This window comes from Bacillus sp. G16 (assembly GCF_021282335.1).
In the GTDB taxonomy this organism is placed as follows: Bacteria; Bacillota; Bacilli; order Bacillales; family Bacillaceae; genus Bacillus; species Bacillus inaquosorum.
Genome location: NZ_JAJSOZ010000002.1, coordinates 1 through 23,851 on the forward strand (window position 1 = coordinate 1; position 23,851 = coordinate 23,851).

20 protein-coding genes and 3 pseudogenes are annotated in these 23,851 nt (G+C 36.7%); 13 read left to right on the forward strand and 10 right to left on the reverse strand.

Annotated elements, in window-relative coordinates; genetic code table 11:
* The first annotated feature begins 26 nt into the window (after positions 1–26).
* The 6 genes from LWH95_RS02055 to LWH95_RS02080 all read left to right on the forward strand — a co-directional run bounded on the left by LWH95_RS02055 (position 27) and on the right by LWH95_RS02080 (position 7,104).
* On the forward strand, positions 27–884 hold the full coding sequence (locus LWH95_RS02055) for a YitT family protein (protein WP_232918997.1): 858 nt from the start codon (positions 27–29) through the stop codon (positions 882–884).
* Positions 885–1,593: 709 nt separating this feature from the next.
* Complete coding sequence (locus LWH95_RS02060; RefSeq protein WP_060397991.1) at positions 1,594–2,295, forward strand: response regulator transcription factor; 702 nt, start codon at positions 1,594–1,596, stop codon at positions 2,293–2,295.
* Between the two features lie 3 nt (positions 2,296–2,298).
* The gene (locus tag LWH95_RS02065) at positions 2,299–3,756 is read left to right on the forward strand and encodes a sensor histidine kinase (RefSeq protein WP_232918864.1); all 1,458 of its coding nucleotides are present in this window, start codon (positions 2,299–2,301) and stop codon (positions 3,754–3,756) included.
* Positions 3,747–4,883, forward strand: a complete 1,137-nt coding sequence (locus tag LWH95_RS02070; protein ID WP_148983040.1) for a WD40 repeat domain-containing protein — start codon at positions 3,747–3,749, stop codon at positions 4,881–4,883. Before LWH95_RS02065 ends, LWH95_RS02070 begins: the two co-directional genes overlap by 10 nt.
* A 271-nt stretch (positions 4,884–5,154) precedes the next feature.
* On the forward strand, positions 5,155–5,985 hold the full coding sequence (locus tag LWH95_RS02075; protein WP_148983039.1) for a polysaccharide deacetylase family protein: 831 nt from the start codon (positions 5,155–5,157) through the stop codon (positions 5,983–5,985).
* A gap of 231 nt (positions 5,986–6,216) precedes the next feature.
* A complete protein-coding gene (locus tag LWH95_RS02080) occupies positions 6,217–7,104 on the forward strand; it encodes an LCP family glycopolymer transferase (protein WP_232918865.1) in 888 nt (295 codons plus the stop codon).
* A gap of 224 nt (positions 7,105–7,328) precedes the next feature.
* Here the strand turns inward: LWH95_RS02080 and LWH95_RS02085 are convergent, their stop codons facing one another.
* On the reverse strand, positions 7,329–8,114 hold the full coding sequence (locus LWH95_RS02085; RefSeq protein WP_269802273.1) for a GNAT family N-acetyltransferase: 786 nt from the start codon (positions 8,112–8,114) through the stop codon (positions 7,329–7,331).
* Positions 8,115–8,152: 38 nt separating this feature from the next.
* A complete protein-coding gene (locus LWH95_RS02090) occupies positions 8,153–8,698 on the reverse strand; it encodes a TetR/AcrR family transcriptional regulator (RefSeq protein ID WP_148983038.1) in 546 nt (181 codons plus the stop codon).
* Between the two features lie 446 nt (positions 8,699–9,144).
* Here LWH95_RS02090 and LWH95_RS02095 point away from each other — a divergent pair, with 446 nt between their 5' ends.
* Positions 9,145–9,420, forward strand: a complete 276-nt coding sequence (locus tag LWH95_RS02095; RefSeq protein WP_119913447.1) for an HPr family phosphocarrier protein — start codon at positions 9,145–9,147, stop codon at positions 9,418–9,420.
* 100 nt (positions 9,421–9,520) lie between these two features.
* Positions 9,521–10,690 (forward strand): MFS transporter, encoded by a 1,170-nt coding sequence (locus LWH95_RS02100; RefSeq protein WP_232918866.1) that lies wholly within the window; start codon positions 9,521–9,523, stop codon positions 10,688–10,690.
* 125 nt (positions 10,691–10,815) lie between these two features.
* On the opposite strand, the gene LWH95_RS02105 is transcribed toward LWH95_RS02100, so the two are convergent.
* Both LWH95_RS02105 and LWH95_RS02110 read right to left on the reverse strand, forming a co-directional pair.
* A complete protein-coding gene (locus tag LWH95_RS02105; RefSeq protein ID WP_232918999.1) occupies positions 10,816–11,409 on the reverse strand; it encodes a YdeI/OmpD-associated family protein in 594 nt (197 codons plus the stop codon).
* 574 nt (positions 11,410–11,983) lie between these two features.
* Positions 11,984–12,361, reverse strand: coding sequence for a hypothetical protein (locus tag LWH95_RS02110; protein WP_225516363.1), 378 nt, complete (start codon positions 12,359–12,361; stop codon positions 11,984–11,986).
* 480 nt (positions 12,362–12,841) lie between these two features.
* On the opposite strand from LWH95_RS02110, the gene LWH95_RS02115 reads away from it, so the two are divergent.
* Together LWH95_RS02115 and LWH95_RS02120 are read left to right on the forward strand one after the other, a co-directional pair.
* Positions 12,842–13,714, forward strand: coding sequence for an AraC family transcriptional regulator (locus tag LWH95_RS02115; protein ID WP_232918867.1), 873 nt, complete (start codon positions 12,842–12,844; stop codon positions 13,712–13,714).
* A gap of 664 nt (positions 13,715–14,378) precedes the next feature.
* Entirely contained in the window at positions 14,379–14,840 is a 462-nt protein-coding gene (locus tag LWH95_RS02120) for a CarD family transcriptional regulator (protein WP_003240494.1), read from the forward strand.
* A 629-nt stretch (positions 14,841–15,469) separates the two neighbouring features.
* On the opposite strand, the gene cspC is transcribed toward LWH95_RS02120, so the two are convergent.
* On the reverse strand, positions 15,470–15,673 hold the full coding sequence (gene cspC / locus LWH95_RS02125) for a cold shock protein CspC (RefSeq protein WP_003240492.1): 204 nt from the start codon (positions 15,671–15,673) through the stop codon (positions 15,470–15,472).
* 797 nt (positions 15,674–16,470) lie between these two features.
* Here cspC and LWH95_RS02130 point away from each other — a divergent pair.
* Positions 16,471–17,499, forward strand: coding sequence for a fatty acid desaturase (locus LWH95_RS02130; protein ID WP_133488344.1), 1,029 nt, complete (start codon positions 16,471–16,473; stop codon positions 17,497–17,499).
* A gap of 522 nt (positions 17,500–18,021) precedes the next feature.
* On the opposite strand, the gene LWH95_RS02135 is transcribed toward LWH95_RS02130, so the two are convergent.
* The 5 genes and pseudogenes from LWH95_RS02135 to LWH95_RS02155 form a co-directional block, all read right to left on the reverse strand.
* Entirely contained in the window at positions 18,022–18,939 is a 918-nt protein-coding gene (locus LWH95_RS02135; RefSeq protein ID WP_232918868.1) for an EamA family transporter, read from the reverse strand.
* Positions 18,940–19,685: 746 nt separating this feature from the next.
* Complete coding sequence (locus LWH95_RS02140) at positions 19,686–20,894, reverse strand: CynX/NimT family MFS transporter (protein ID WP_232918869.1); 1,209 nt, start codon at positions 20,892–20,894, stop codon at positions 19,686–19,688.
* Entirely contained in the window at positions 20,891–21,583 is a 693-nt protein-coding gene (locus tag LWH95_RS02145; protein WP_133488348.1) for a FadR/GntR family transcriptional regulator, read from the reverse strand. The genes LWH95_RS02140 and LWH95_RS02145 overlap by 4 nt, the downstream gene beginning before the upstream one ends.
* A 181-nt stretch (positions 21,584–21,764) precedes the next feature.
* Positions 21,765–22,019: pseudogene (locus LWH95_RS02150) on the reverse strand (lysozyme family protein); the annotation flags it as partial.
* 59 nt (positions 22,020–22,078) lie between these two features.
* Positions 22,079–22,287 (reverse strand): annotated as a pseudogene (locus tag LWH95_RS02155) (hypothetical protein); the annotation flags it as partial.
* Between the two features lie 554 nt (positions 22,288–22,841).
* Here LWH95_RS02155 and LWH95_RS02160 point away from each other — a divergent pair.
* Positions 22,842–23,160 (forward strand): annotated as a pseudogene (locus LWH95_RS02160) (PadR family transcriptional regulator).
* Positions 23,147–23,716 carry a DUF2812 domain-containing protein gene (locus LWH95_RS02165; protein ID WP_232918870.1) on the forward strand — a complete coding sequence of 190 codons (570 nt, stop codon included), beginning with the start codon at positions 23,147–23,149 and terminating at the stop codon, positions 23,714–23,716. The pseudogene LWH95_RS02160 and the gene LWH95_RS02165 overlap by 14 nt, the downstream one beginning before the upstream one ends.
* Positions 23,717–23,851 lie beyond the last annotated feature (135 nt).

Consider the following 23,851-nt stretch of genomic DNA (forward strand, 5'->3'; position numbering starts at 1 on the left):
ATCCTATAGAAAAGGAGGTTTTTATAATGAGAAATATTTACAAAGATGTCCTTTTAATTATCATTGGAACATTTCTAATTGCTGCATCTATTGAGTTTTTTGTTATTCCAAATAAATTAGGTGATGGAAGCACAGTTGGTATTGCTTTAGTTTTATATTATCTATTTCATATACCAACAAGTATAAGTACGTTTCTAATAAACCTTGTTTTTATAGCTGCAGCTTATAAATTCTTAACAAAGAAAACGATCCTTTATACCACATTCGGGGCCATTATGACGTCTGTTTTCCTTAAGATTGTAAGTTTTATTCCATTTGCCATCCATGACATCATTTTAGGTATTGTGTTTGGAGCTTTATTGATGGGGGCAGGGCTCGCCATGATTTTTATTGCAGATGGTTCTACCGGAGGAACCACTCTTATGGCTTATTTATTAAATTATACTAAAGGGTATAGTATTTCAAAAAGCTTATTCTATATGGATAGCTTCATTATATTTGCCTCCATATTTGCTGTGGGAATTAATAACACATTATACACGTTTATTTTTGTTTATTTGTGCGTCAAGATCGTCGATATAATGATTGAAGGTTTTCATAATAAGAAAGCTATGACCATTATGTCAGATCAATATGAAAAAATTGCACAGTTCATTACTAGTGAGTTCGGCAGCGCCGCAACTATATTTTATGGATATGGTTATTATGCTAATAAGGATAAACGTATTATCTATGTTGTCATTAAAAAGAACGAGCTGCTAAAAATTAAGAAGAGTGTTCAAGACATTGATCCAAACTCCTTTATCGTTATTCATGAAGTGAAAGAAGCGGTAGGCGGGAAGTTCGGATTGATGAACAATAAGTTAGCTAAAAAGGCAAATTAAATAAACAGATTTTTAATTTATTTGCTGCTATTAACTTTTTAATGGAGAGTGGAGGAGTGCTTATTAAAAAGCTCACTCCTCCCTAAATATTTCAAGCGTTTGAAATCATTCATTACCTCCACTTATAAATAAACCACTGATTATGCACATGTCCTTGGTGCCATGTCTGTTAAAGTAAGCGCCTGTCCATTTCCTTCCGCCATTTCCACAAGGGTATAACTAATAGTTTTACTCTATGAAATACAAATCATTTTTTATAAGATTATTAGCTATATAATTTCCAAAGATAGTTTTTCCAAATGATTCCTTACAAGTTCAAGGTAATGTTGGCTATTTGCATAAAGATATAGTTTTCTTTTCAACTCTTTATTCTTGATGTCTATAAATGCCAGATTGTCATAGGAGTAATGCTGAACGATGAGCGTTGGTAAATAAATTTATGCCGTATCCTTTAATAATATAATTATGTATGCATGATATGGGACAGAAATAAACATCTTTTTATCCAGAATTTCTGTCTCTTTCAATCTTTAATATCATTTGGAGTTTGAAGCGAAGTTTTTCATTGCAGGCTATGATCCCCGACAATCTCCAAGTGTTGTATCATCTGAAGTTAAACTCTATTGAAAGGATGCTATAATAAATTGATATTGTAAACTAAGACATACAATAGATAAATATAATGATGAAATAGGGAATGAATGAAATAATGAATAAAACTAAAATACTTATTATCGAAGATGACGAAGCAATAGCTGATCTACTTTCATACGGACTTACGCAAGAAGGTTTCCACACGTGTACTGAGGCTAACGGAGATTTAGGAATGAAACAACTAGACCAATTCAAACCAGATCTTCTGCTGCTCGATTGGATGCTGCCAGATTGCAGCGGATTGGATATCTGTAAAAAAGTAACCCATCAATATAATATCCCTATACTTATGATCACCGCAAAGTCAGACATCACTGATAAAGTACTTGGGTTGGAATTTGGGGCTGATGATTATATTACAAAGCCATTTGACTTGCGCGAAGTTATCGCCAGAATTCGTACGATACTTAGGCGCCTTGAACAAGCTAACCACGTAAACGACCGAGGAACGTCTAATGAGGATCATATTCAGTTTAAGAATATTGTGATCACCCCAGATGAGAGATTAGTTAAAAAAGACGGGATCATTGTTGATTTGACTCCTAAAGAATTTGATCTGCTTAAGACGTTGATTGACCATCGAGGGAAAATCTTTACACGTTCAGAGCTGCTGGAATTCGTCTGGGGATACGATTTTGCCGGGGATACACGTACGGTAGATACTCATATTCAAAGACTCCGTAAAAAACTGGATGCAAGTGACTTGATTAAGACAGTGTTTGGCATCGGATATAAATTTGAGAAGCAGGAGGAGTAGAGAGTGTTTCGGACCATCAAGGGTAAATTCATTATTGGTTTTTTTCTGATTTTCTCTCTCTCTTTCCTCGTGCTTAATCAAACGGTCAAAAGCGTCATTTGGTCTAGTAATGAAAAAATTGTGACCTCAGATTTAATAGAATTGAAAAAAAACAGTATCGTGTATATCAACCAAGCATTTTTAATCAATCATTATAAAAACAATGAACTTTATTTCGGCGATATGGCCGAAGAAATCGTGGAGAGTTTAACTCATTCAACTGGAAGCAATGTAGGTGTTTATACCGTGGATGGCACTTTGTTGTCTTCTTCTAATAAAACGGTGTTTTCGCAAGGCAGTGATGAGGACCTAAAAAAAGCGGTTAACGGAAAGAATGCTTACCATATCACCTATGATCGAAATAAAGCACAGGTGTCTTTCTCTTATCCAGTTATCATTGATGGTGCAAAAGTTGGCATATTACGCTTTTCTAAAGATTTTAATCTGCTTTATAAACAAAGCGGAGAGATTTTAAATATTATTTTTTATATCGCACTTGCGATATTTGTGGCGGCCTTCCTATTCTCTTATATACTCTCCAGACACATCACAATTCCAATTGTCAAGCTGACAAAGGCCACCTCAGAAGTCAAAAAGGGAAAGCTGGATGTTGATATTCACTTTTCTAGAAAAGATGAAATCGGCCAGCTTACTAGTAATTTCAATGACATGATTACCACAATTAGAGATCAAATTTCAACCATCGAAAAAGATCGGGATCGGTTAAAGGAACTTAACGAACAGGAAAAACGTTTTTTTGACAATATGACGCATGAGCTGAAAACACCTTTGACTTCTATTCAAGGCTACGCCGAGATCATAAAAGAAAAAGGGGAATCGGATCAGAAGTTTTTTGATAAAGGAATGAATCATATTGTTAATGAAAGCCGGCGTTTGCACAATTTGGTCATAAAACTTCTTGAGGTATCTCGAGAAACATCTAAAGATCGTAATTTCGATAGGATTGATGCTGGAACCGTTTTGAAAGATGTATGCGAATCTATGAGAATTCGTGCAGAACGATATAAAAAAAGGATCATCTGTGAAATTGAAGAAGGCCTCTATGTTTATGGTCAAATGAATAGACTGCGCCAGCTTTTTATTAATCTTCTGGATAATGCGATCAAATACAGTTTATCGAATTCAAATATCATAATTAAGGCCAACGTTATTGGAGACCAGATTCTTTTTATATTCAAGAATCCAAGTGATCCGTATAATGACAACCAATACACAAAAGTGTTTCAGCCTTTTTATTCGGTAAACCAAAAGGTCTCAGAAGAAGGAAGTGTAGGCTTGGGCTTAAGTATAGTTAAAACAATTGTTGAGGAACATGAGGGAACAATCAAAATGTTCTATAAAGAAAACCATACAAATATCACTATTGAACTAGCTTACATGAAGGTTGAGAAATCATCATGAAGAACAAACAGTTTATTATTTTATTAGGCGTATTATTGATTTTCTTGATTTTTGTATCCAGTTATAATGTGGGAAAGAAATCGGAAACGATTATTATTCCAAACGAGGAAGAGAATCATATTGATGATAATCAAAAGTCAGGCTCCTTTCAAGTGAAGAAGATATATCGCCTCCCCAAAGCTGACGAGTTGCTTGGATGGTCTTCATCGAACTCTATAGTCGGTTTTTTCAAGGGAGATGACACAACTGAACATGAAACGCATCAGCTTCAGCGTCTTTCCTTCCCTTTTGAAAAACCTGAGACGCTGAAAAGCATTGAAAGCAACACTATCAACTTAAAGATGTCTCCAGATGGAAAGAACATCGTCGGATCAACAATGTCATCGGATAGGACAACATTAAATCTGATGTCATTGACGAACAGAAACAAAAAGGAAATCGCCAGCTTTCCATCTAACAAGAATGCCTTCGTACAGGATGTTTCATGGTCAAATAATAGCAAATCCATTTGTTATCTTGTCATAGATCCTGCGAAAAATGGCCAGACTGCAGTCAATGTATACAATATAGATTCCGGAACGCTCAAAACGTATCCATTGAAGAATGTGGATGAAAAAGAGTCGCTTACAGCAGTTTCTATTTCAGATGATGGACGCAAGGTGCTGCTTACGGCGTTACACGGGCAACAATATCGCATTATGACGGGGAACGTTAGCGATGATGGCATCACTGTTCAGAAAAAGCGCCAGAACAGCTATGCCGAACCTGTTTGGTTAAACAATGACCAGTTTGTATTTTTAAGTACCGGAGAAACCTTGTATGAATACGATCTCAGAAACAGTGAGCTTTCTGTTCTGCTCGAAAATGTAGCGGTTTTCAAAATATCAAATGATCGAAAGAAAATTGCTTACTCTTTATATGACAAGGACAATACGTATGCAGGAAAGCTGCAAGGGAAAAATATCCTGTTCGCAGAGCCAATATACCATGGCACCAATCCATCAGAAATATATTGGAGTCCGGATGGCAGCAATCTGCTCGTATATAACCAAAATCCATATTCCGCTATGGAAAGTTCATCGGCCCGATTTTTTGATGATCATTCTTATATCATAACATTTAAATAATCTGCCGCTTTATGCTTAAAACCTTATTTCTGTTGAAGACGGAAATAAGGTTTTTTATTGCAATCTGCTAGTCATTACATATCTATATGCTGTTTCCTTCTTTTTTGACATTTTGTTTACAAGTTGATCAAACTTCTGCGATATCTTCTCTTTATATTAAAAGAGCATCATTTCTATCAAACTTTGCCCCGGAGTTTAATTGACTTTCTTATCGATGTAACTGGTTTTAAAAAAACTAGTTTTGATATCTACAATTGAGGAGTTGGAAAAAGTGTCAAATTCACCAAGAAGGGACCGTAAATTGAATCAAATAAGCAAAATAGGTTTTGGGATATTGATTATTCTAGGTATAGCTTTATTATGCATTTCTTGGAAAGCACTTGCCGGTCCAAAGCAGGAACCCATAAAAGAAAGTGCTGCTGCTTCTGAGCAGATGCACAAAGAAAAGAACAAAAATGCAGCAGAAAAAAAGGAAGAACAAAAATCATCATCTGAAATCGGAAAGGTGGTCTATTTAACTTTTGATGACGGCCCAAACCCTGCTGCTTCAGAAAAAATTATGGATTTGCTCCATAAATACAATGCAAAAGGAACGTTTTTTATGTTAAAACCTAATATCGAGCGAAATCCTGATCTTGTGAGAAAAATGGTGGAAAGCGGTCACTCTGTTGGGTCTCATGGCGTGACCCATCAGGTTTCCGAAATCTATAAATCCCCTGAAAGCTTTGCTACAGAAATGAACGACACGCTTGATTTTATCAATGAAACGACCAAAATCAACACACATTTGATACGAGCACCTTACGGGTCAAAGCCCTACATTACCGGCCCATTTAGAGAAGTTGTTAAGCGCGATCATTTTAATCTATGGGATTGGACAGTAGACTCAGAGGACTGGAAGTACACTCACGGCGAATTTGTAAAAAATACAATTCAACAAGTAAACAATCTTGTCGGGAAAGAGCCACTTGTTGTATTAATGCATGAAAAACCGACTACTGCGGCATATCTAGAAGAATTATTAAAATATTTCCGGGAAAGCGGCTACGAAATGAAAGCAATTGATGATTCAATAAAACCGGTACAATTCAGATTCAATTGAAGTAAAAGTCTAACAATAAAATCATGATTAAGGTATCTTCTATTAGCTTAAAAATATCACAGAGATGAAGGAATTATTTATGAGGGAACCGTTAACCTTTTTAACACAATTTCATTCCAAAAATATCTGAGATACGAAGCATAAGATACAGTGCATAACAACTTGTATAGGAATCTACCAACTTGTTTAGAAAGGATTATGATAGTGAAAATTGGGAGAAGGAAACTGAAAATGCAAAGTATTATATTGTTTATTCTAGCCCTCTTGTTAACCATTGGAGGCCTGACTTGCTACAGTATTTACCGCAACGTAGCAAAATCAGTCAATCATATGTATGAGCCTCTACATAGAGATTCCAAGCAACAAGATGATGGTATTGGGCATGATCCTATATCCATTCTTTTGCTGGGAGTAGATGAGCGCCCCGGTGATAAGGGGCGCACTGATTCGATGATCGTACTGACTGTAAATCCAGAGACTAAAACATCAACAATGGTAAGCATACCGCGTGATACCAGAGTATTTATGCAATCAAAGAATACCAATATTAAAATAAACGCAGCCTATACTTATGAAGGAATTGAAGGTACCGTTCAAACCGTCGAACAATTTTTAAACATTCCAATCAACTATTATATCAAAGTGAATATGGAAGGTTTTAAAGATATTGTAGATGCTATTGGCGGAATTACAGTGAATAATGATTTCCCTTTCACCCTTGAAGGCGTACATATACCAAAAGGGGAACAGCACATTGATGGAAAAATCGCTCTTAAATATGCACGGATGAGAAAAGAAGATCCACGCGGTGATTTTGGGCGACAGCAGCGGCAGCGTGAAATCATTAACGAAATTATTCACGAAGGTGCACAATTAAAATCATTAGCAAATTACCAAGGGATCTTAACCGCATTAGAAGAAAATATTCAAACGAACTTATCACTGGATAAAATGATTGATATTCAACGTTCTTATAAAGAAGCCGTTAACAATATTCATCAGATAGAAATAAAAGGTGATGATAAAAAAATAGATCATTTATGGTACCATGTTGTAACTGATGAAACGAGAAAGGACATATCGAAAAAACTTCGCCAGCAACTGAATCTAGAATCTTAAAATAAATTCATAACCTATTACTCAGGTATAGAGAAGAGTTTTTATCTCTTCTCTCATTTTTTTCGTGAATGTTTTATATCTGGTTTTATGCCCCAACTGCGTCCCGCTATTTTAACTTCTTTTACAAACGAATCCTTTTCTATATGGGCCACCGCTGACAATAGAACCCGACTGATTTTCATCGGTACTCTCCCCTTTTTTAATTGTTCATCTTGCTTTACTGCTCATAACGATTTTCCAGAATAGAAAATAGAGTATTCGTTTTTTGCCTTAAAGCCTAGTTTAGTTGCTAAAGTGATGGACGAATTGTTACAAACATCACAATCCCAACTAGGAATAATCCCATTTTTCAGACAAATTTCTATAAATTCACTTCCAACACAGTAAGCTAAACCCATGCCTCTATATTCTTCAAGTGTATAGATATCCATTTCTGCACGATTATGCCCTAAAAATATAGAGGTACACTCACTTACAACATGATTGCCATGTACTACAGCAAATCCAAAGCCATTTGCAGAAAAATGTGAGACAGAATCCCAGTACTCCTCATAATAAGCTCTGTTAAACGCTGTGCTGTTAGAAATGATGTCTTCGTCTATTCTTTTCAATATAAGCCCCTTTGGAAGTCGAAAAACCGTTTTTGAAGGTTTTTGCTGAAAAGAAAATGCCATTCTTTTCATTTGGTTCAATTCGTCTTTCAGTATTGTTTTCATTACTCTATCCCATGTATCGCTAGAAGAAAACAAGGTAAATCTTTTTGTTGATTTCGATTGTTCTTCATAAAATCCAGCAATAAAATCGTTAAATTCTTGATTCCCGTGTTCTCCCGCAATATAATAAATTCCTGATTCAGTCCCTATAAAAAACGATTTAGGCAATGTTTGATCATCTACATAAACAACTCCCCGAATCGTCTGATCTAATATTGAATACACAAATGTTGGGCAACATTTGTTTTGAAACAATGTTATCAAGCAGTTATATTTTTCTTTGCTTAACTCTTGCAAACTGACAACTCCTTTGGATAATTCCGGTAGTATATAAATTATACAATCCTCTCTAACAATTCCCCCACTTTTTCTGCCATGACACGAGGCGGATAAGGCATTTCGTTTTTTAACCACCATTCCACTACCCCTACGTAAGCATTTGCAACGAATTCAACAATGACATCTTCACTTTGGCCGTGATTTTTTCCTTTCGTTATATCGACATCTTTCTTAAACTCTTCGATATTAAACTTAAGAAACTGACTGCGAAAATATCGAGCTCCCTCACTGGCCAACATCGTCGAAAAGAATAAATAATTACTCTCAAGATATTCCATACAGTGAAGAGTACATTCAATCCAATCCATTTCAGTTGCTGACTCGCAAAAATCCCCCATATTGTTTATATGTTCTTCCATAATCTTATCTAATAGATCAAATTTATCTAAGTAATGAAGATAAATGGTTCCTCGATTAACATTTGCTCTGTCAGCAATATCCTTAATTGTAATGTGATCAAAACTTTTTTCAGTCATCAGCTCAATCAGAGCCCTCTTAATCGTTTCTTGGCTTTTTGTTATTCTTCTATCCACTTTGGACATACCTGGTCACCAAACTTTCTTAAGATAATCAACAATTTCGTTTGAAATGTTGAATAATCAACAAATTGCATGAATTTAACCATTGTACACACTATTTTTCTATTTACAATAATAAACAACTGCTGATTCATTAATCAATAATGCTTTTCCTTTTCAAATGACGTCAATGTCCATTTTAGTTACAAAATCCTATTCTGTTCATTGCAGGTGAAAATGCTAACTCCAGGTACTTCAGCGAAGATGCTTACAAATTGGCGGCAAACTCAATGCAGGGCATGTGGATCTGTACGACAAAAAGCAGTACATCCCGTTTTACAAGCTTGAGTCCTTCTTCGAAGAGAATCTGAAGAAAAAATGAGGCTTTTTTAAAACCTCCTCTCTTAGCTTTTTAAAAAGATTTTTATTAAAGGCTACATTGTGTCAATCATGATCATATGAGGTGAAGAATGATAAAAAAACAATTTACGATCATTAAGGAAACAGGATTTGCGAGACCAGCAACCTTGTTAGTAAGTTTATCTCATCGATTTACATCAGATATTTTTCTTAAATATCGAGGAAAAACTGTTAATCTAAAACACTCACCTAAATCCATAATGGATATTATGGACTTAGGAATAAAACCTGGAACCCAAATATATATACAGGCTAATGGAGCTGACGAGGCGCAGGCTATACAATACATTAAAGATTATTTAATAAAAAGAGATTATGTACAGTAAACTTGATGTCCGCCCATCAAAGGTGGGCCGGATATATATACCCTAAAAAAATGTAAACCTGTAGCCTAATTATTAATGACTGAAGTTAGGAGTTGCTTCTTTGACCAAACGAAATAATTTATTAATATTTATATTGACCGTTGGAACTTTTGGCATTATAAACACCGAAATGGGAGTTATCGGGATATTACCTTTCATTGCTGATTATTTTCATATCAGTGTCTCTACTGCCGGATGGCTGGTGAGTCTCTTTGCACTTACTGTTGCAATATGCGGGCCCACTATGCCGTTATTATTTTCGGGGATAAACCGCAAGAAGGCAATGTTGCTTGTACTTGGTATTTTTGTTCTTGGTAACATAGTCTCTCTATTTGCAACAAACTTTACGATCGCAATAATTGCTCGCGTGGTTCCAGCCATTTTTCATCCCATTTATTTTTCAGCGGCTTTTACAATAGCTGCTCACTCAGTTCCCAAGGAAGAATCACCAAAGGCTGTTGCTAAGGTAATTATGGGAGTGTCTGCAGGTATGGTACTTGGTGTGCCAATCGCAAGTTTTCTTGCTAGTACGATGTCGCTTCAAATGGCCATGTCATTCTTTGCTATCGTGAATGCTCTAACATTCATTGCTACATTCGTATTTTTCCCTTCTATGCCTGTTAAAGAAAGACTTTCTTATGGAGCACAGGTAAGCGTATTAAAAAAAACAGTTACTTGGCTTTCCATTACCGCTGTTATTTTAATAAACTCAGCAATATTCGGGGTGTATAGTTATCTTGCGGAATATCTGAAAACAGTTACGGAAATGTCTCCAAATACAATTAGTTTAATATTAGTCATCTTCGGCGGGGCAAATATGATTGGAAACATTGCGGCAGGTAAGTTACTCACTAAAAATCCCATCAAATCTGTCATTTTTTATCCATTCCTATTAGGAATCGTGTACATCATATTATTTTTAATAGGGCAGTTTACTTTACCTATGGCTATCATTACTTTAGTTTGGGGAATAGTAGCTGGGATCGGAAATAATATCAATCAATATTGGATTACATCTGCAGCTCCAGAAGCTCCTGATTTCGCTAATGGATTATTTTTAACATCAGCTAACTTAGGAACAACCATTGGCACAGCTGCAGGCGGATTATTTATATCAGTATTTGGTATCCAATATGTCGTATTAGTGGGATTTTTATCCGTTGTATTAAGCTTGATATCGATTTTACTAAGAACTTCTATGTATAGTCCCGAGAAACAATTTTTCAGATGAACTGTACACCCGCAATAAAATGGTAGGTGAAATTTAAAAACATACCAATATCATTTGGTATGTTTCTTGTTTAGACAGACCTTCAGTATTGTGGACAAGTTCCATGTATGTTCTCACCGATCACACTAATCCTTTAATCCCTGTCCATTGAGGATTTTCTCCATATATTTTTCAATCCTTGACTCTCGTGTTTTGGATTGTTTGGCTTGAGAAAAATAAAGAATGTACGCTCTTTGCCGCCCCGGGGTTAATGCTTCAAAAGCAGCTTTCAAGGCAGGGATTTCATCGAATTTACTTTGAAGTTCTTCAGGAATTTTATATTCTGTATCCTTTTTAAAATCCACTTCCAAACCGGCTTTTTCAACCTCAATGGCTTCATGAATATAGGCTTTCAAGATGGTTTCCATTTCAACTATTTCCTGAACATTGGTGAACCGAATCTGACGTGCCGCCTGTACATTCTCCGTTTGTTGGATGAGAATCCCATGGTCATCCTTTATCAAGGCACCTTTGTGAAACAGAAGCGCACAATATTCTTTAAATCCATGTATTAAAACGATGTTTTTATTATTAAACGTGTAACAAGGATGCTTCCATTTAAATTCTTCGGTCAGCTCAAAGTCAAGACAGATATTTCTTAACTTCTCGTATTCTTCCTTCCACTTTGTAGCTTTACTTAAAAATTCATCAACCTTAGGATTCGTTCTGTTATTTGACATCATGATCCCCCTCTTTCCGGAGCAGTTCGGCTTATTCCTTTACGTTATTCCACAAACAATTTTTTAGGCTCTTCCCGATTCTACATAGATATCACGCTCTGTTTTTCTTCATCCCCTGCCCTGTCAATTTTATTTTTGACATCACGGTATTTGTTTTATTCTCCTATCATCCATTGTATAGGTTCAAACTATATGATTTATTCAATAGATTAAGCTTACGGTGAAGATTATGCAACCATAAAAAAAAGGCTTGGACAAGAAACTGCTGACCGTTTAGAGGACTTACTTTGAGGTAAATAGGAAATTTGCGGGCTGTTGCATTTCACGTCGAAATACATCTCCTGATTTATAATAAACGTTATCAATGCAGGAAATCTTATAAGATATGCCCCGGTACACTTTGCTATTCAAGTACACCCAAGTCATCAAGGGCTATATCCATGTTCATAACATAAAAAACCTACAAAAAAAGAGAAGGCCTCTTTCCATCGAAATTTGGAATAAAGCCTTCTAACCTTGTTTATTATTTCACCGTCAACTTGGCAGGGATAGTTCATTAAATGTAACTATTTTATTAGTATTTAACTTCTTTATTCCTACCAATTAATAAGGTTACTACAACACTAGTTATACTAACTAAAGTTCCTGCAATAGAAAGAAGAATTGTCAAAAAACCATTGGGAATAAGAAATCCAATTGGAATGAGCCCCATAAAAATTAAAACGATAAAACATTGATATACTCCAGATATTATTCTTACAACCCAGTTACCAAAAAAGGACATGGCTAATGGAGGGATGAATAAAAATACAACGATCCCAATTGATATCATTAAAATAATAGGCTCATCAAATGAAATGACATTATCTCCAGGGGAATTTTTAGCAGCCACAAGTACAACAATTATAGACATAATTAGCGTAAGAAAAACCAGAGAAAACCTTTTTAACAACGTTATGACTCCTTTTTTTTAAACGTACTAAAAACGGGTATCCTGCTTTTTTTCAATTTCCATAACCACTTTATGTTATTCAATGAAAAAATATGAATGCAGTTCTATTTTTCATTAATTCTTCTAGTGAATTCTGATAAAGCTCTTGCAATATCAATTCGTTGACGTTGACCTCCTGAAAACTTCACTCCTTTTTCGCCAATACTGTAATATAACCTTTATCTAACAACATAACAAATTCATGGAAATTAGACAATTCAAAACTTATAGCGCTTTATTTCGAAACAAACCACTGAAAATTGTTGTAGTATGCACATGTCTTTATAGAATGTTTTAAGAAACCAACTTTTTTAAAAGGCCTGTACAAATACAGGTGAATAACATACTTTATTACATATAAGTTATCCTGCAAAACTGTGCACGAAATGTCGGGTAGATACATTTCACTCCTGTTATTCTTTTGTTAAAGGAGGTCAATAAATGGGTTCGCTTAAAAGTATGAATAGAGCATTAACGTATATTGAAGAAAACCTCACTAATGATATTGATTTTAAAGAAGTAGCGAAGCTTGCTTTCTGCTCTGATTATCATTTTAAAAGGATGTTTTCCTTCCTTGCAGGTATTTCATTATCGGAATATATCCGTCGCAGACGTCTTACTCTTGCAGCTTTTGAACTTAAAGACAGCAACGTAAAGGTTATTGACATTGCAATTAAGTACGGTTATCACTCACCAGATTCCTTTGCACGGGCATTTCAAAATTTGCATGGCATCAGACCATCAGAAGCTAGAAATAATGGCCATTCACTTAAAGCTTATCCACAAATGACCTTCCAATTATCAATCAAAGGAGGAAGTGAAATGAACTATCGTATTGAAGAAAAAGAGGCATTTCGCATCGTTGGCATTAAAAAAAGAGTTCCCATTATTTTTAAAGGGGTTAATCCGGAAATTGCATCTATGTGGGACAGTTTAGATGAAGAGGCAATAAATAAACTTAAAAAGCTTTCTAATGTAGCGCCTTTGGGTCTGATTAGTGCATCCACAAACTTTTCCGAAGGTCGGTTAGAGGAAAAAGGAGAGCTCGATCACTATATTGGCGCAGCCACAACGAAACAGTGTCCAAATAACCTCTCACAGCTTGAAGTTCCTGCCTCAACGTGGGCTGTATTCGAAGCAATCGGACCATTCCCGGATGCACTGCAAGAAGTATGGGGACGCATTTATTCCGAATGGTTCCCATCGGCAAATTATGAACAAATAGAAGGCCCAGAAATACTGTGGAACGAGCATAAGGATGTAACATCGCCATCTTTTAAAAGTGAAATTTGGATACCGATTTCAAAAAAGTAATATATTTTACGATAAAGTAAAAGGAATTGAAGGGTCTTTAAGGAAGGGGTCTAACCCCTTCCTCTTTATGCACCAACTCGATCTGCGGCAATTTTGAAATCACCATTGAAGCGCTGTCTGCATCTACAACGTGAATGTTGAGATGCTGCTTAATACCATTACTGTCAATAGAATTCGACTGATCTTCATTTATAATATCGCTTACACCCATTTACACTATTTCACATTCATTTTGGACACAAAATGGGCACTGATTTAGATTTAAAATGTCACTGAATTCGCAGTTTATTATGATAAAAATTTGTCTGCTTTTCATTTTTACAAAGGGTTTAAGAGAACCACTATAATTTGTAATAATAAATGGTTCAAGATGTATATTTGATGCCAAGTCATGAATTCCTAAAGGAGATTTAATAACTCATTTTTCAATGAAAAACTGATCTATGTTAATGAGTCGAGGTTTCAGGATATACACGGACCAATTGACCTTTCCTTTATTGGGAATACCACGTTCCCTATTGTTTTGATGTTATTTTTACTTGATCTGATTTTTTTAAAAAAGTTATTGACAATAAAAATTTAATCATGTTATTATTAAAAGTTTGATAATCCACCTCCATATATGGTAATCTTAAGAAGGTTACCATATATGGAGGTGGATGATATGTTTCAAATTGGCGATAACATTGTTTATCCAATGCACGGAGCAGGTATAATTGAAGCCATAGAAGAAAAAGAAATCTTAGGGAAAAAACAACAGTATTATGTCATAAAAATGACTATTAGTAATATGCAAGTTATGATTCCAACGCGTAAAATATTGAGTTCAAGTATACGACCAGTTACTGATATACGTGCATTAAAACACATTATACACATTTTTCAGCATGGAGAATCAGATAGGTTACTGCCGTATAAGCAAAGGTATATAGTAAACACGAACAAAATAAAAACGGGTGAAATACAAGAAGGCGCTGAAGTTGTACGTGATTTAATGCGTATGAAGAAAGAAAAAGCACTTAATGCAAGCGAAAAAAAAATGTTGGATAATGCATATGAATTTTTGATTAGTGAACTGGAAGTAATTAAAGGAATCACTGAAAAACAAATAAAAAGTTTCTGTTAAGGTTAATTATAGATAATGTATTGCATTCCAATGAATATCCTGAATTTTTCGATAATATTACAATAAAAAGTAAATCCATTTCAAAAACGTTCAACTTCTTCAACTTACTTTTAGAACATTAACCTCTTTTGTTATTCCTTCTAATCCATTTTTATTATTTAAATGTCTTCACGAACATTTGAAGTTTTATCAAAAAACTCGAGAAAATAGTCACTCGATTTTTGTAATCCTGATTCACACTGGCACGGACAAGGAGCCGTAAGGATGGAAGAGAGGCAGGGCTTCCATTGTGTTAGGTATATCTAAGTGATTATTTCTAGAAGAAAGTACAATCAATCTCACCTCTATCTTTATGAATTTCTTATATCCACTGCGACAGTGAATAGTAATTGTTTATCTTAAATGTAGGTCTATACGAAAAGAAAAGTAATTAATTTATATACATTCCGCATATTGTCAATCAAGTATGTTATACTGTAAACAAACCTTTGAAGTGTTAAATCTTTTTCTATTACCTTGTAGCATCTCCCTACTCGAACGTTGAGTAGGGTTTTTTATTGAGTATTATACAGCAGAACATAAAAAAACAGGCCCTCTATAAAGAGCCTGTTTGTATACACGATTGAAGATTAAGCAGTTTTTTGAACGTTAGCAGCTTGAGCTCCACGAGCACCTTGCTCAACGTCAAACGTTACTTTTTGACCTTCGTCTAAAGATTTGAATCCGTCACCTTGGATTGCAGAGAAGTGTACGAATACATCGTCTCCATTTTCACGTTCGATAAATCCAAAACCTTTTTCTGCATTAAACCATTTCACTGTACCTTGTTCCATTTTGTTGCCTCCTAGTGCGTTACCACACATTGTTTTACTATCCCTGCCCAAAGTATCATCAAGACGAAAAGTCGATATTCATACTATCCTTTACACCGAACAAAAATAATTCTTCTTTATCTTAACACGAAACGGAAATAACTGCAAATTAATATTATCATTTTATTAATGGCATTATTTATTAAACATGTGGATATCAGTGCAGAATAAGAGGCCCATTAATAATTATGGTTTGAAAACACCGTGAAAATGAATCGCGAGTGTCTTCAAACCTTTTTCTTTGCTAAAAAGTACTTCATTATTGATTGTTAAAGATTTCTTTAAAAAGCTCAGCTGTTTCATGGCAAGTGCAAGATATTCTTTTTAAAGCAGGGCTGGCTGTTTACTGGTAAAGCTTTGTTTCTGCAGATGTTTCCAAACGGGCACTCATGGTTTATCCCCTTTTGCCAAGAATACTTGACCACAAATCATCTTCCTTTTCTTCATTATCACTTTTCAAAGCCTTTTTAATTAAGAAACTAGGAAATGACTCATAAATCAAATCATTTCCCATAGGGGAGCAGGGAGAGAGTTTAACCCGATAAAGAGCCGGGTATAGTCTCATACGCCTTTTGTATCCCGGCTGGCTCTGCTAATAAAGATTTAGTTGAGCTGGAAATCAGTTTATTATTTCCAATAATTTTACAGATGAATGGGAAAGATACTTATCATATATGGTGTATGACGCTGGGACTTCAAATGCAATAAAACGTTTTCTATACTTAGAAGATCATCAGGGAAGGGGAAACTTTTAAAAAATGAATGAACAAAACCTAAGGACTTTGAGAAAACTGGTTACACCCTATGAAAAGTCCGATTTACAAAAAAGTATTTGTCAAATCATTAACACATTGGTTCCATTTTTCCTGTTATGGTATTTGGCATATAAGAGTTTGTCGATTTCTTATTTCCTTACATTAGTGATTTCTGTCGTTGCGGCAGGTTTTTTAGTAAGAACCTTCATCATCTTTCATGATTGCTGCCACTATTCCTTTTTTAAGAACAGAAAGGCGAATCGAATCCTTGGAACAATAACAGGAATTCTGACTCTGCACCCTTTTGATCATTGGGCACACGATCATTCTGTCCATCATGCGACAAGCAGCAACCTGGACAAACGCGGTACAGGCGATATTTGGGTACTGACCGTTGAGGAATATAAGGAAGCCTCAACGAAGACAAAACTAATGTACCGTTTGTACAGAAATCCGTTTGTTATGTTTATTATTGGGCCGATTTACGTCTTCGGGATTACCAATCGTTTTAATCGTAAAGGGGCAAAACGCAAAGAACGGATAAATACGTATGTAACAAACCTGGGGATCGTCGTTTTGGCAGCACTTTTATGTTGGGCTATTGGCTGGCAAAACTTCCTGCTGGTTCAGGTTCCAATTTTTATGATATCAGGATCTCTCGGAATTTGGATGTTTTATATTCAGCATACGTTTGAGGATTCTTATTTTGAAGAAGATGAGCATTGGGAATATGTAAAAGCAGCAGTTGAAGGGAGCTCTTTTTATAAGCTTCCAAAAGTCATGCAATGGCTAACAGGCAATATCGGTTTCCATCATGTTCATCATTTAAGCCCGAGAGTCCCAAACTATAAGCTTGAAAAAGTGCATAACAACACTGAACCATTGCAAAACGTACCAACTATTACACTGGCAACAAGTTTTAAGTCGTTAAAGTTCCGCCTATGGGATGAAGAAGGCAAAAAATTTGTAGGTTTTAGCCACTTAAAAAAAGCTTCTAAAAGCCAAGCATCAGCGCAGCTAAGAACAGATTAAATAAACTCCCAATAATCGATGATAAGGGGCAGTGTATCTTGCAGAATAAAAGTGCAGACTCGCACAACGGATTTGTGCAGAGGTCAGCACTTTTTTAGTGCCAAATACACTTGTAGACTCCACAATGCGGCCGAGAGGACTTGAACCTCCACGGGTTGTTCACCCACTAGACCCTCAATAAAGTGGAAGCTTATCATCGATTACAAAAGCCTGTTATTTCAAGCATTTGAAGTCATTCATTACACTCATTTACATCAATTTATATTCATTTAGGGCACAAAATGGGCACTGTTTTAACTGTAAATGAACCAAATGAATAATGAGTTATCGATGGTACATCCTCAATAGAAAAAGAAGAGGACACAGAATATTGGTGTGCTTAATTTGCACTACCCCACTAAAAAACCTTCAGGAAATCTCTATACTTTGTCATGATAAAACTCCTTTCAATGTATTAGTAAAAAGAGTTAGTCTCTTAATTGATGGGCGCCTTTAATGCATTGATCCCTTAGTTAAACGCAATCAAGAATGTTGCGAAGGAGAATCTCGGTGTGCCTGGCCAGAATCCAGTTTAGCTTTTGCACGTACATTACCGACGGCAATTCCACCTAATATGAGGATGACTCCCATCCATCGTACTATACTCACATGCTCCTCTAACACTAGTGCTGCCATTGAAACAGCTACTGGAAGTTCAGATGCTGTTAATATGGTGCCAAGTCCTGGTCCAACATGTGGCATCCCAATGGTAAATAAAAGAGGCGGAAGGACAACTCCAAAAAAACCAAGAAGCAAACCATAGGGTGCCACGCCCTTTAAAACAGGAAGATCAAATAGATATATAGGGGGAAACAATAGAAATACAACGACTAAACCCCCGGTGGAAAGCAGAGCACTCTTTAGTAAGGGTGGAGTTTCTTTCCCAACTGAACCACTAAGAAGGATGAAGGTTGAAAACGTTAAGGAAGCGAGTAGTCCCCAGATTATACCTTGCCAAGACATATTTATTCCCTTCGCTGAAATAATCCCAGCTGCTAGGATAGACCCGACTAGCAGGATAGCTATCGAAATTATTTTCCCTTTTGTAGGCTTTTTCTTATAAAACATCCACTCGAAAAATGTACCAATCCAAACAAATTGGAAAAGTAAAATGATAGCCAGTGATGCATGAAGTGATTGTAACGATTGATAATAAAAGCCTCCTGTTAAACCAAAAGGGATGCCGGATAGTAGTAACTTAATAGTTTGACTTCGCGTTACTTTTCGCTTTTTTGTAAACAAAACTAGTATCCAGACCATCAGTGTGCCAAATAAATACTGCCCACCTGTCACCTCAGTGACCGAATAACCAGCTGAATAAGCTAGCTTAACGAATGTAGATAATATCCCATAACAGCACCCACCTAAAAATACAATTAATCCATAATGCCAACTTTTCAAAAGTTCTCCCTCCTTTTTTTCATAAAAAAAGCCACACTACTATCAATTGACAGTAGTGTGGCGAAAATAGAGTTTCCTCTAGAAAAATCCACGCTCTAAAATAGATTTTATTATTCAAATTTAACAGTATTATAAAATCAAAAAATGTTAATTGTCAATAAAATAATTGATTCTGTTTACAAAACTTATTTTAAATTTGTCCTTATAAAATTTAAATACCGTTTAATGAAAAACTGAACATGAAACACAATGTCTTTTTTTGGAAACTCATTCATAACTATGTTATGCACCAACTCGATCTGCGGCAATTTTAAAGCCACCATTTGAAGCACTGTCTGCATCTACAAAGTGAGTAAATATTACGATGCTACTTAATACCATTACGGTCAATAGAATTCGGCTGTTCTTCATTTATAATCTCCACTTTTTTCGTTTCGCCTCAACATAAGCCATGGCAAATAAAGCTTTCGTTAAAAAATGTTCAGGTTCCCCAAAAATATTTTACGAATAAAAAAGAAAGACTCAACGTCTCTCTTTTTCATTTATTTCAAGTGTAGTTTTATTTAAATTCCATGTCTGCATCTTCATGCTCATACTAAGAAGAAGAACGATTTATATAATCCCATTAAGGGTTTCCATAATCAATATACCCAATGACTATAGTAATCAACGCCTTTTTTATTAAACCTAACGGCACAGGCAGTTCATGGGCTCCTCTAGAAAGAGCTTTACTGAAACAAAGACCCTTATACCGTGTGATTTTTTGACGCACCCAGGCCAAATATGAACAGCAGAATGCTGACCATAAGCAACAATGATATTGGGAGGTTCCAGCTTGCCGTGACGTCATGGAGCAAACCAAACAAGGTCGGTCCTGTTGCAGCCAGCAAATATCCAACAGATTGCGACATACCGGACAAAGAAGCCGCATCGGAGGCATCCTTCGTCCGCAAGCTTAAAAAGATCATAGCCAAACTGAACGCACATCCCCCAGCAATTCCGAGTAAAATTGTCCATAACAAAATAAGTGCATTATCGCCGAAATAAAGGCCACTCAATGAAACAAAAAACAGGACAGTCATTATGACAACCAGTAAACGCTGGTTCTTCATGCGTCCCGCAACGATCGGTACGATGAATGATACGGGAAGCGAAGCGAATTGAAATAGCGATAGCATCCAACCAGCGCTGTCTTCACTCAAGCCCCGGCTTGTCATGATTTCAGGTAACCAAGCGATCAAAACATAGAAAAGCAGAGACTGCAATCCCATAAAAAGTGTAATCATCCATGCCAGCTGTGAACGCCACAGACTTCGCCGCGTCGACGCACCGCTAGTTGTTATCATGACTGACGCGTGACTCGCCCGCACTTTAGGAAACCAGAATAGTGCGGCTACCAGAGCAAGAAGGCCCCAGATTCCAAGTGCGCCATTCCAGCCAAAACCGAGATTGCGGGCGAGCGGGACACTTACACCGGAGGCTACCGCACCGCATAAATTCATCGACACTGAATACAGCCCTGTCATAAGACCGACATTATGAGAAAAATCCCGTTTAACAAGACTTGGAATTAGCACGTTGCACACCGCTATCGCGAGCCCAAGTAAAACGGTGCCTGCAAACAAAGGAACTGTTGCAGTCAGCGAGCGGACAGCAATACCTACCATGAGAAGAACCAATGCATAAAGTATGATCCGTTCCATCCCGAAGCGGCGCGCCAAGATAGGTGCGAAGGGGGAAAGAAGCGAAAAAGCAAGCAACGGCAATGTCGTGAGCAAGCCTGCCGTGGTATGCGATAATCCAAGGGACTCACGAATCGATCCTACCAGTGGTCCTACCGACGTTAGCGGTGACCGCATCGTCAGTGATATAAGGACGATGCCTATGATGATCGGCCAACTCAATGAGAGCGAACGCTTTAACCCAGTTGGCTTCGTACCACTTTGTACGCTCATGGCCGCTCCCCCTCTTCAACGGCGATAACATCCTTCGATTCCTGGATATAGCGATGAACGGCTTCCACGGCACGATCGGCGTCCTGACCGACAATCGCTTCCACCAGCTGTCTGTGCATTCCCAAAAAATCCGCATCGACTTCATAACGAGTCAGGCTTGTAATCGAATCTTGCAACGCTTCAGCGATATGGTTGTATATTTCGATCAATATTTCATTATGCGACGCCTTGACAATGCTTTGATGCAGATGAATATCCGCCGTTACAAAGCCATCAATGTTACCGAGTTCTGCCGCTGCCTCGCAGCGTTCCAGTTGGAGAAGAAGTTCGCGGGCCTCGTCGTCGGTTCTGCGTTGTGCAGCTAGATGGGCTCCCTCACGTTCGAGTGCATACCGGACTTCTAATGTTTGCAACGTATCGGAGCGCAAAATACGTTTTTTCAACACGACCCCCAAAGCACTTGAAGAGCAGACATAAGTTCCGTCACCTTGTTTCGTCTTTAAGAGTCCCGCATGTATCAATGCCCGAATTGCTTCCCTTAATGTATTGCGGCTAACATTCAGCTCGTTCATCAACTCCGGCTCGGCCGGAATGCGCATCCCGACACCCCACTTGCCTGATTCGATCAAACTTTCCATTTGTAGAGCGACTTGCTCAACCAGCGTCTGCCGGTTTGTTTTCTGAAGCATGTGTCTATCCTCCTGTAATGCATTTATCAAACATAGGATGTTTGGTTAATTGATATTTTATCACGCCTATGAAATTAAGACAACAAAATAAGAAGGTAATTAAAGAGGCAGGGAATGCCGCTGCTCATGGTGATGATATAGAATTTAACAGTAATATGGAAGAGCCTTTATTTAAATTTACAAGCGAATATTCTGGGTCAGTTATGGATTTCGGAGGTAAACCGTTACTCTCGGAACTTTGCATAATATCTAAAGAACGCCCACCACTTTCATGCATGGTGAGCGCCATAATAATATTCACTTGGTCAAAAACGCCTTCCTGACGGGCGTATTTCTCAAATACCGCCCTACATCGTTCCACTTCCGATGCAATGCCAACTGTTTCATATTCGCCATCCCCGCCGCCTATAAAATCGTCATGACCAATACGATACATAAAGCAAAAAAGAAGATAAGTAGCCGAGAATACTAAAGAAAGAACTACCTATTTACTCATCATCTTGTTCTTTTATCCCTTCTCAGTCGATCTTCTACTTTTGAAGAAGTGCGTCTTGCTATATCATTTAAAGACACTTGCCCGAATGTATTTACACTTTGTTCAGTTCGTCTAATGGTTTGTGGTGAACAATAGGTTGATCCTCTATTTTTGTAGGTTGAGGGCTTTCAAAGCCATGTTGTGGTTCAGATTGACTCATTGACTTTTTGATCCGAAATAAATGGAGAATGTCCTGTTATCCTTTGGGACAACCATGAAGGATATGGTTATACTGCTGCAAATAAATTTCCTGAAATTCTTCTTCAGCAACTGAAAAAAGGTAAAGAGGACTTAGACGAAGATCAGGATTGGGAAGATTAAACTGAATTGAATAATTACAACAAAAACCATACCAATATGTTTTGGTATGGTTTTCTTCGGTAGGTCCCGTATAGAGTTAAATTAAAGGATATAACAAGTATTAAGAATAATCTCCTCTTTTTTATGCCGCAGTAATGATAGACGTATCTTCTCTGTCTACGAATTTGTTTTTTTACCAACTCAACTCACTAAGCACCTACTCTGTCATCAGTAGCCTGAAAAGAAGCTTTAATAACAGGGACTTCATTTAAAACCACTCCTGCAATGCTCCCCAATAAACTCACTGTAAACAAAGTCCGGCTGATCTTACTAATTTAGAGAATTTGGTTGACTATTCAGTTGAACTGTATTATTTTATTATTAAGTTGAACTATATAGTCGAACTGAATAGAGGATGAGGATATGAAACATAAATTATTACCGCTGTCTGAAACCATGCATTATATTTTATTAGCTATGCGTGAGCCACTCCATGGCTATGCCGCAATGCAGAAGATAGAAAAGATGAGTAACGGTACTGTTATTTTAGCAGCTGGCACATTATACGGTGCGATTGAAAACTTGAATAAGCATGGTTGGATTGAACCTGTTGGAGAGTCAGGTCGGAGAAAAGTCTATATGATAACTGCAGAAGGAAGCGCTATTTTAAAAATGGAACAAAACAGGTTATTGCATATCTTATCCCTATACGAAGGAAGTGAATTCGAATGAAGAAATTTAAGATGTTTTTTGATATTGAAAAAGAGGAGCAATGGCTAAATGAGCAATTACAAAAAGGCTATCGTTGTACAAATGTTAGCGGATTAGGAATATATACTTTCAAAAAAACCGACAAGAGATATGTGATGCGACTGGATTATCAAGATTATTTATCAAAGAAAAAGTTCAAAGTTTACAAAGGGATATATGAAGACTTCGGTTGGGTTTATATAAATGGCCCCTGGCTTGTCGGAACTCGATATTGGCAAAAAGAGGATGATGATCAAAATGAAATCTTCTCGGATCGCCAATCAAAGAGTAATTATTATAAAAGATTAATGGGTTATTCATCTTGTTTAGGTTTACTGTGTTTGTTTTATTCTTATATGATTTACAAGGATTCAGGTTTATATTTAGCCGAAGGTCTGTGGAGTATGGAAGGTGCAATGTTTTGGAAAGCATTTTTATTTGAAACTCCATTTGCCCTTTTGAGGTCGCTTCCCGCCCTTATGGTTGTTATCTTTGGCAGCAGTTTCTATAAAACTTATCGAAAGTACTCAATTTTAAAAGAAAAATAATGCGAGGAGGTTAATTATGAACTTCTATAATCCAAAGAAGTAATTGAGGATAATGTACTACCACAGTCGGGCGCTTTAACGGAAAAAAAGCGCCCTAAATTTGCTGACAAACCAGACGACTTATTATAAGTAAGT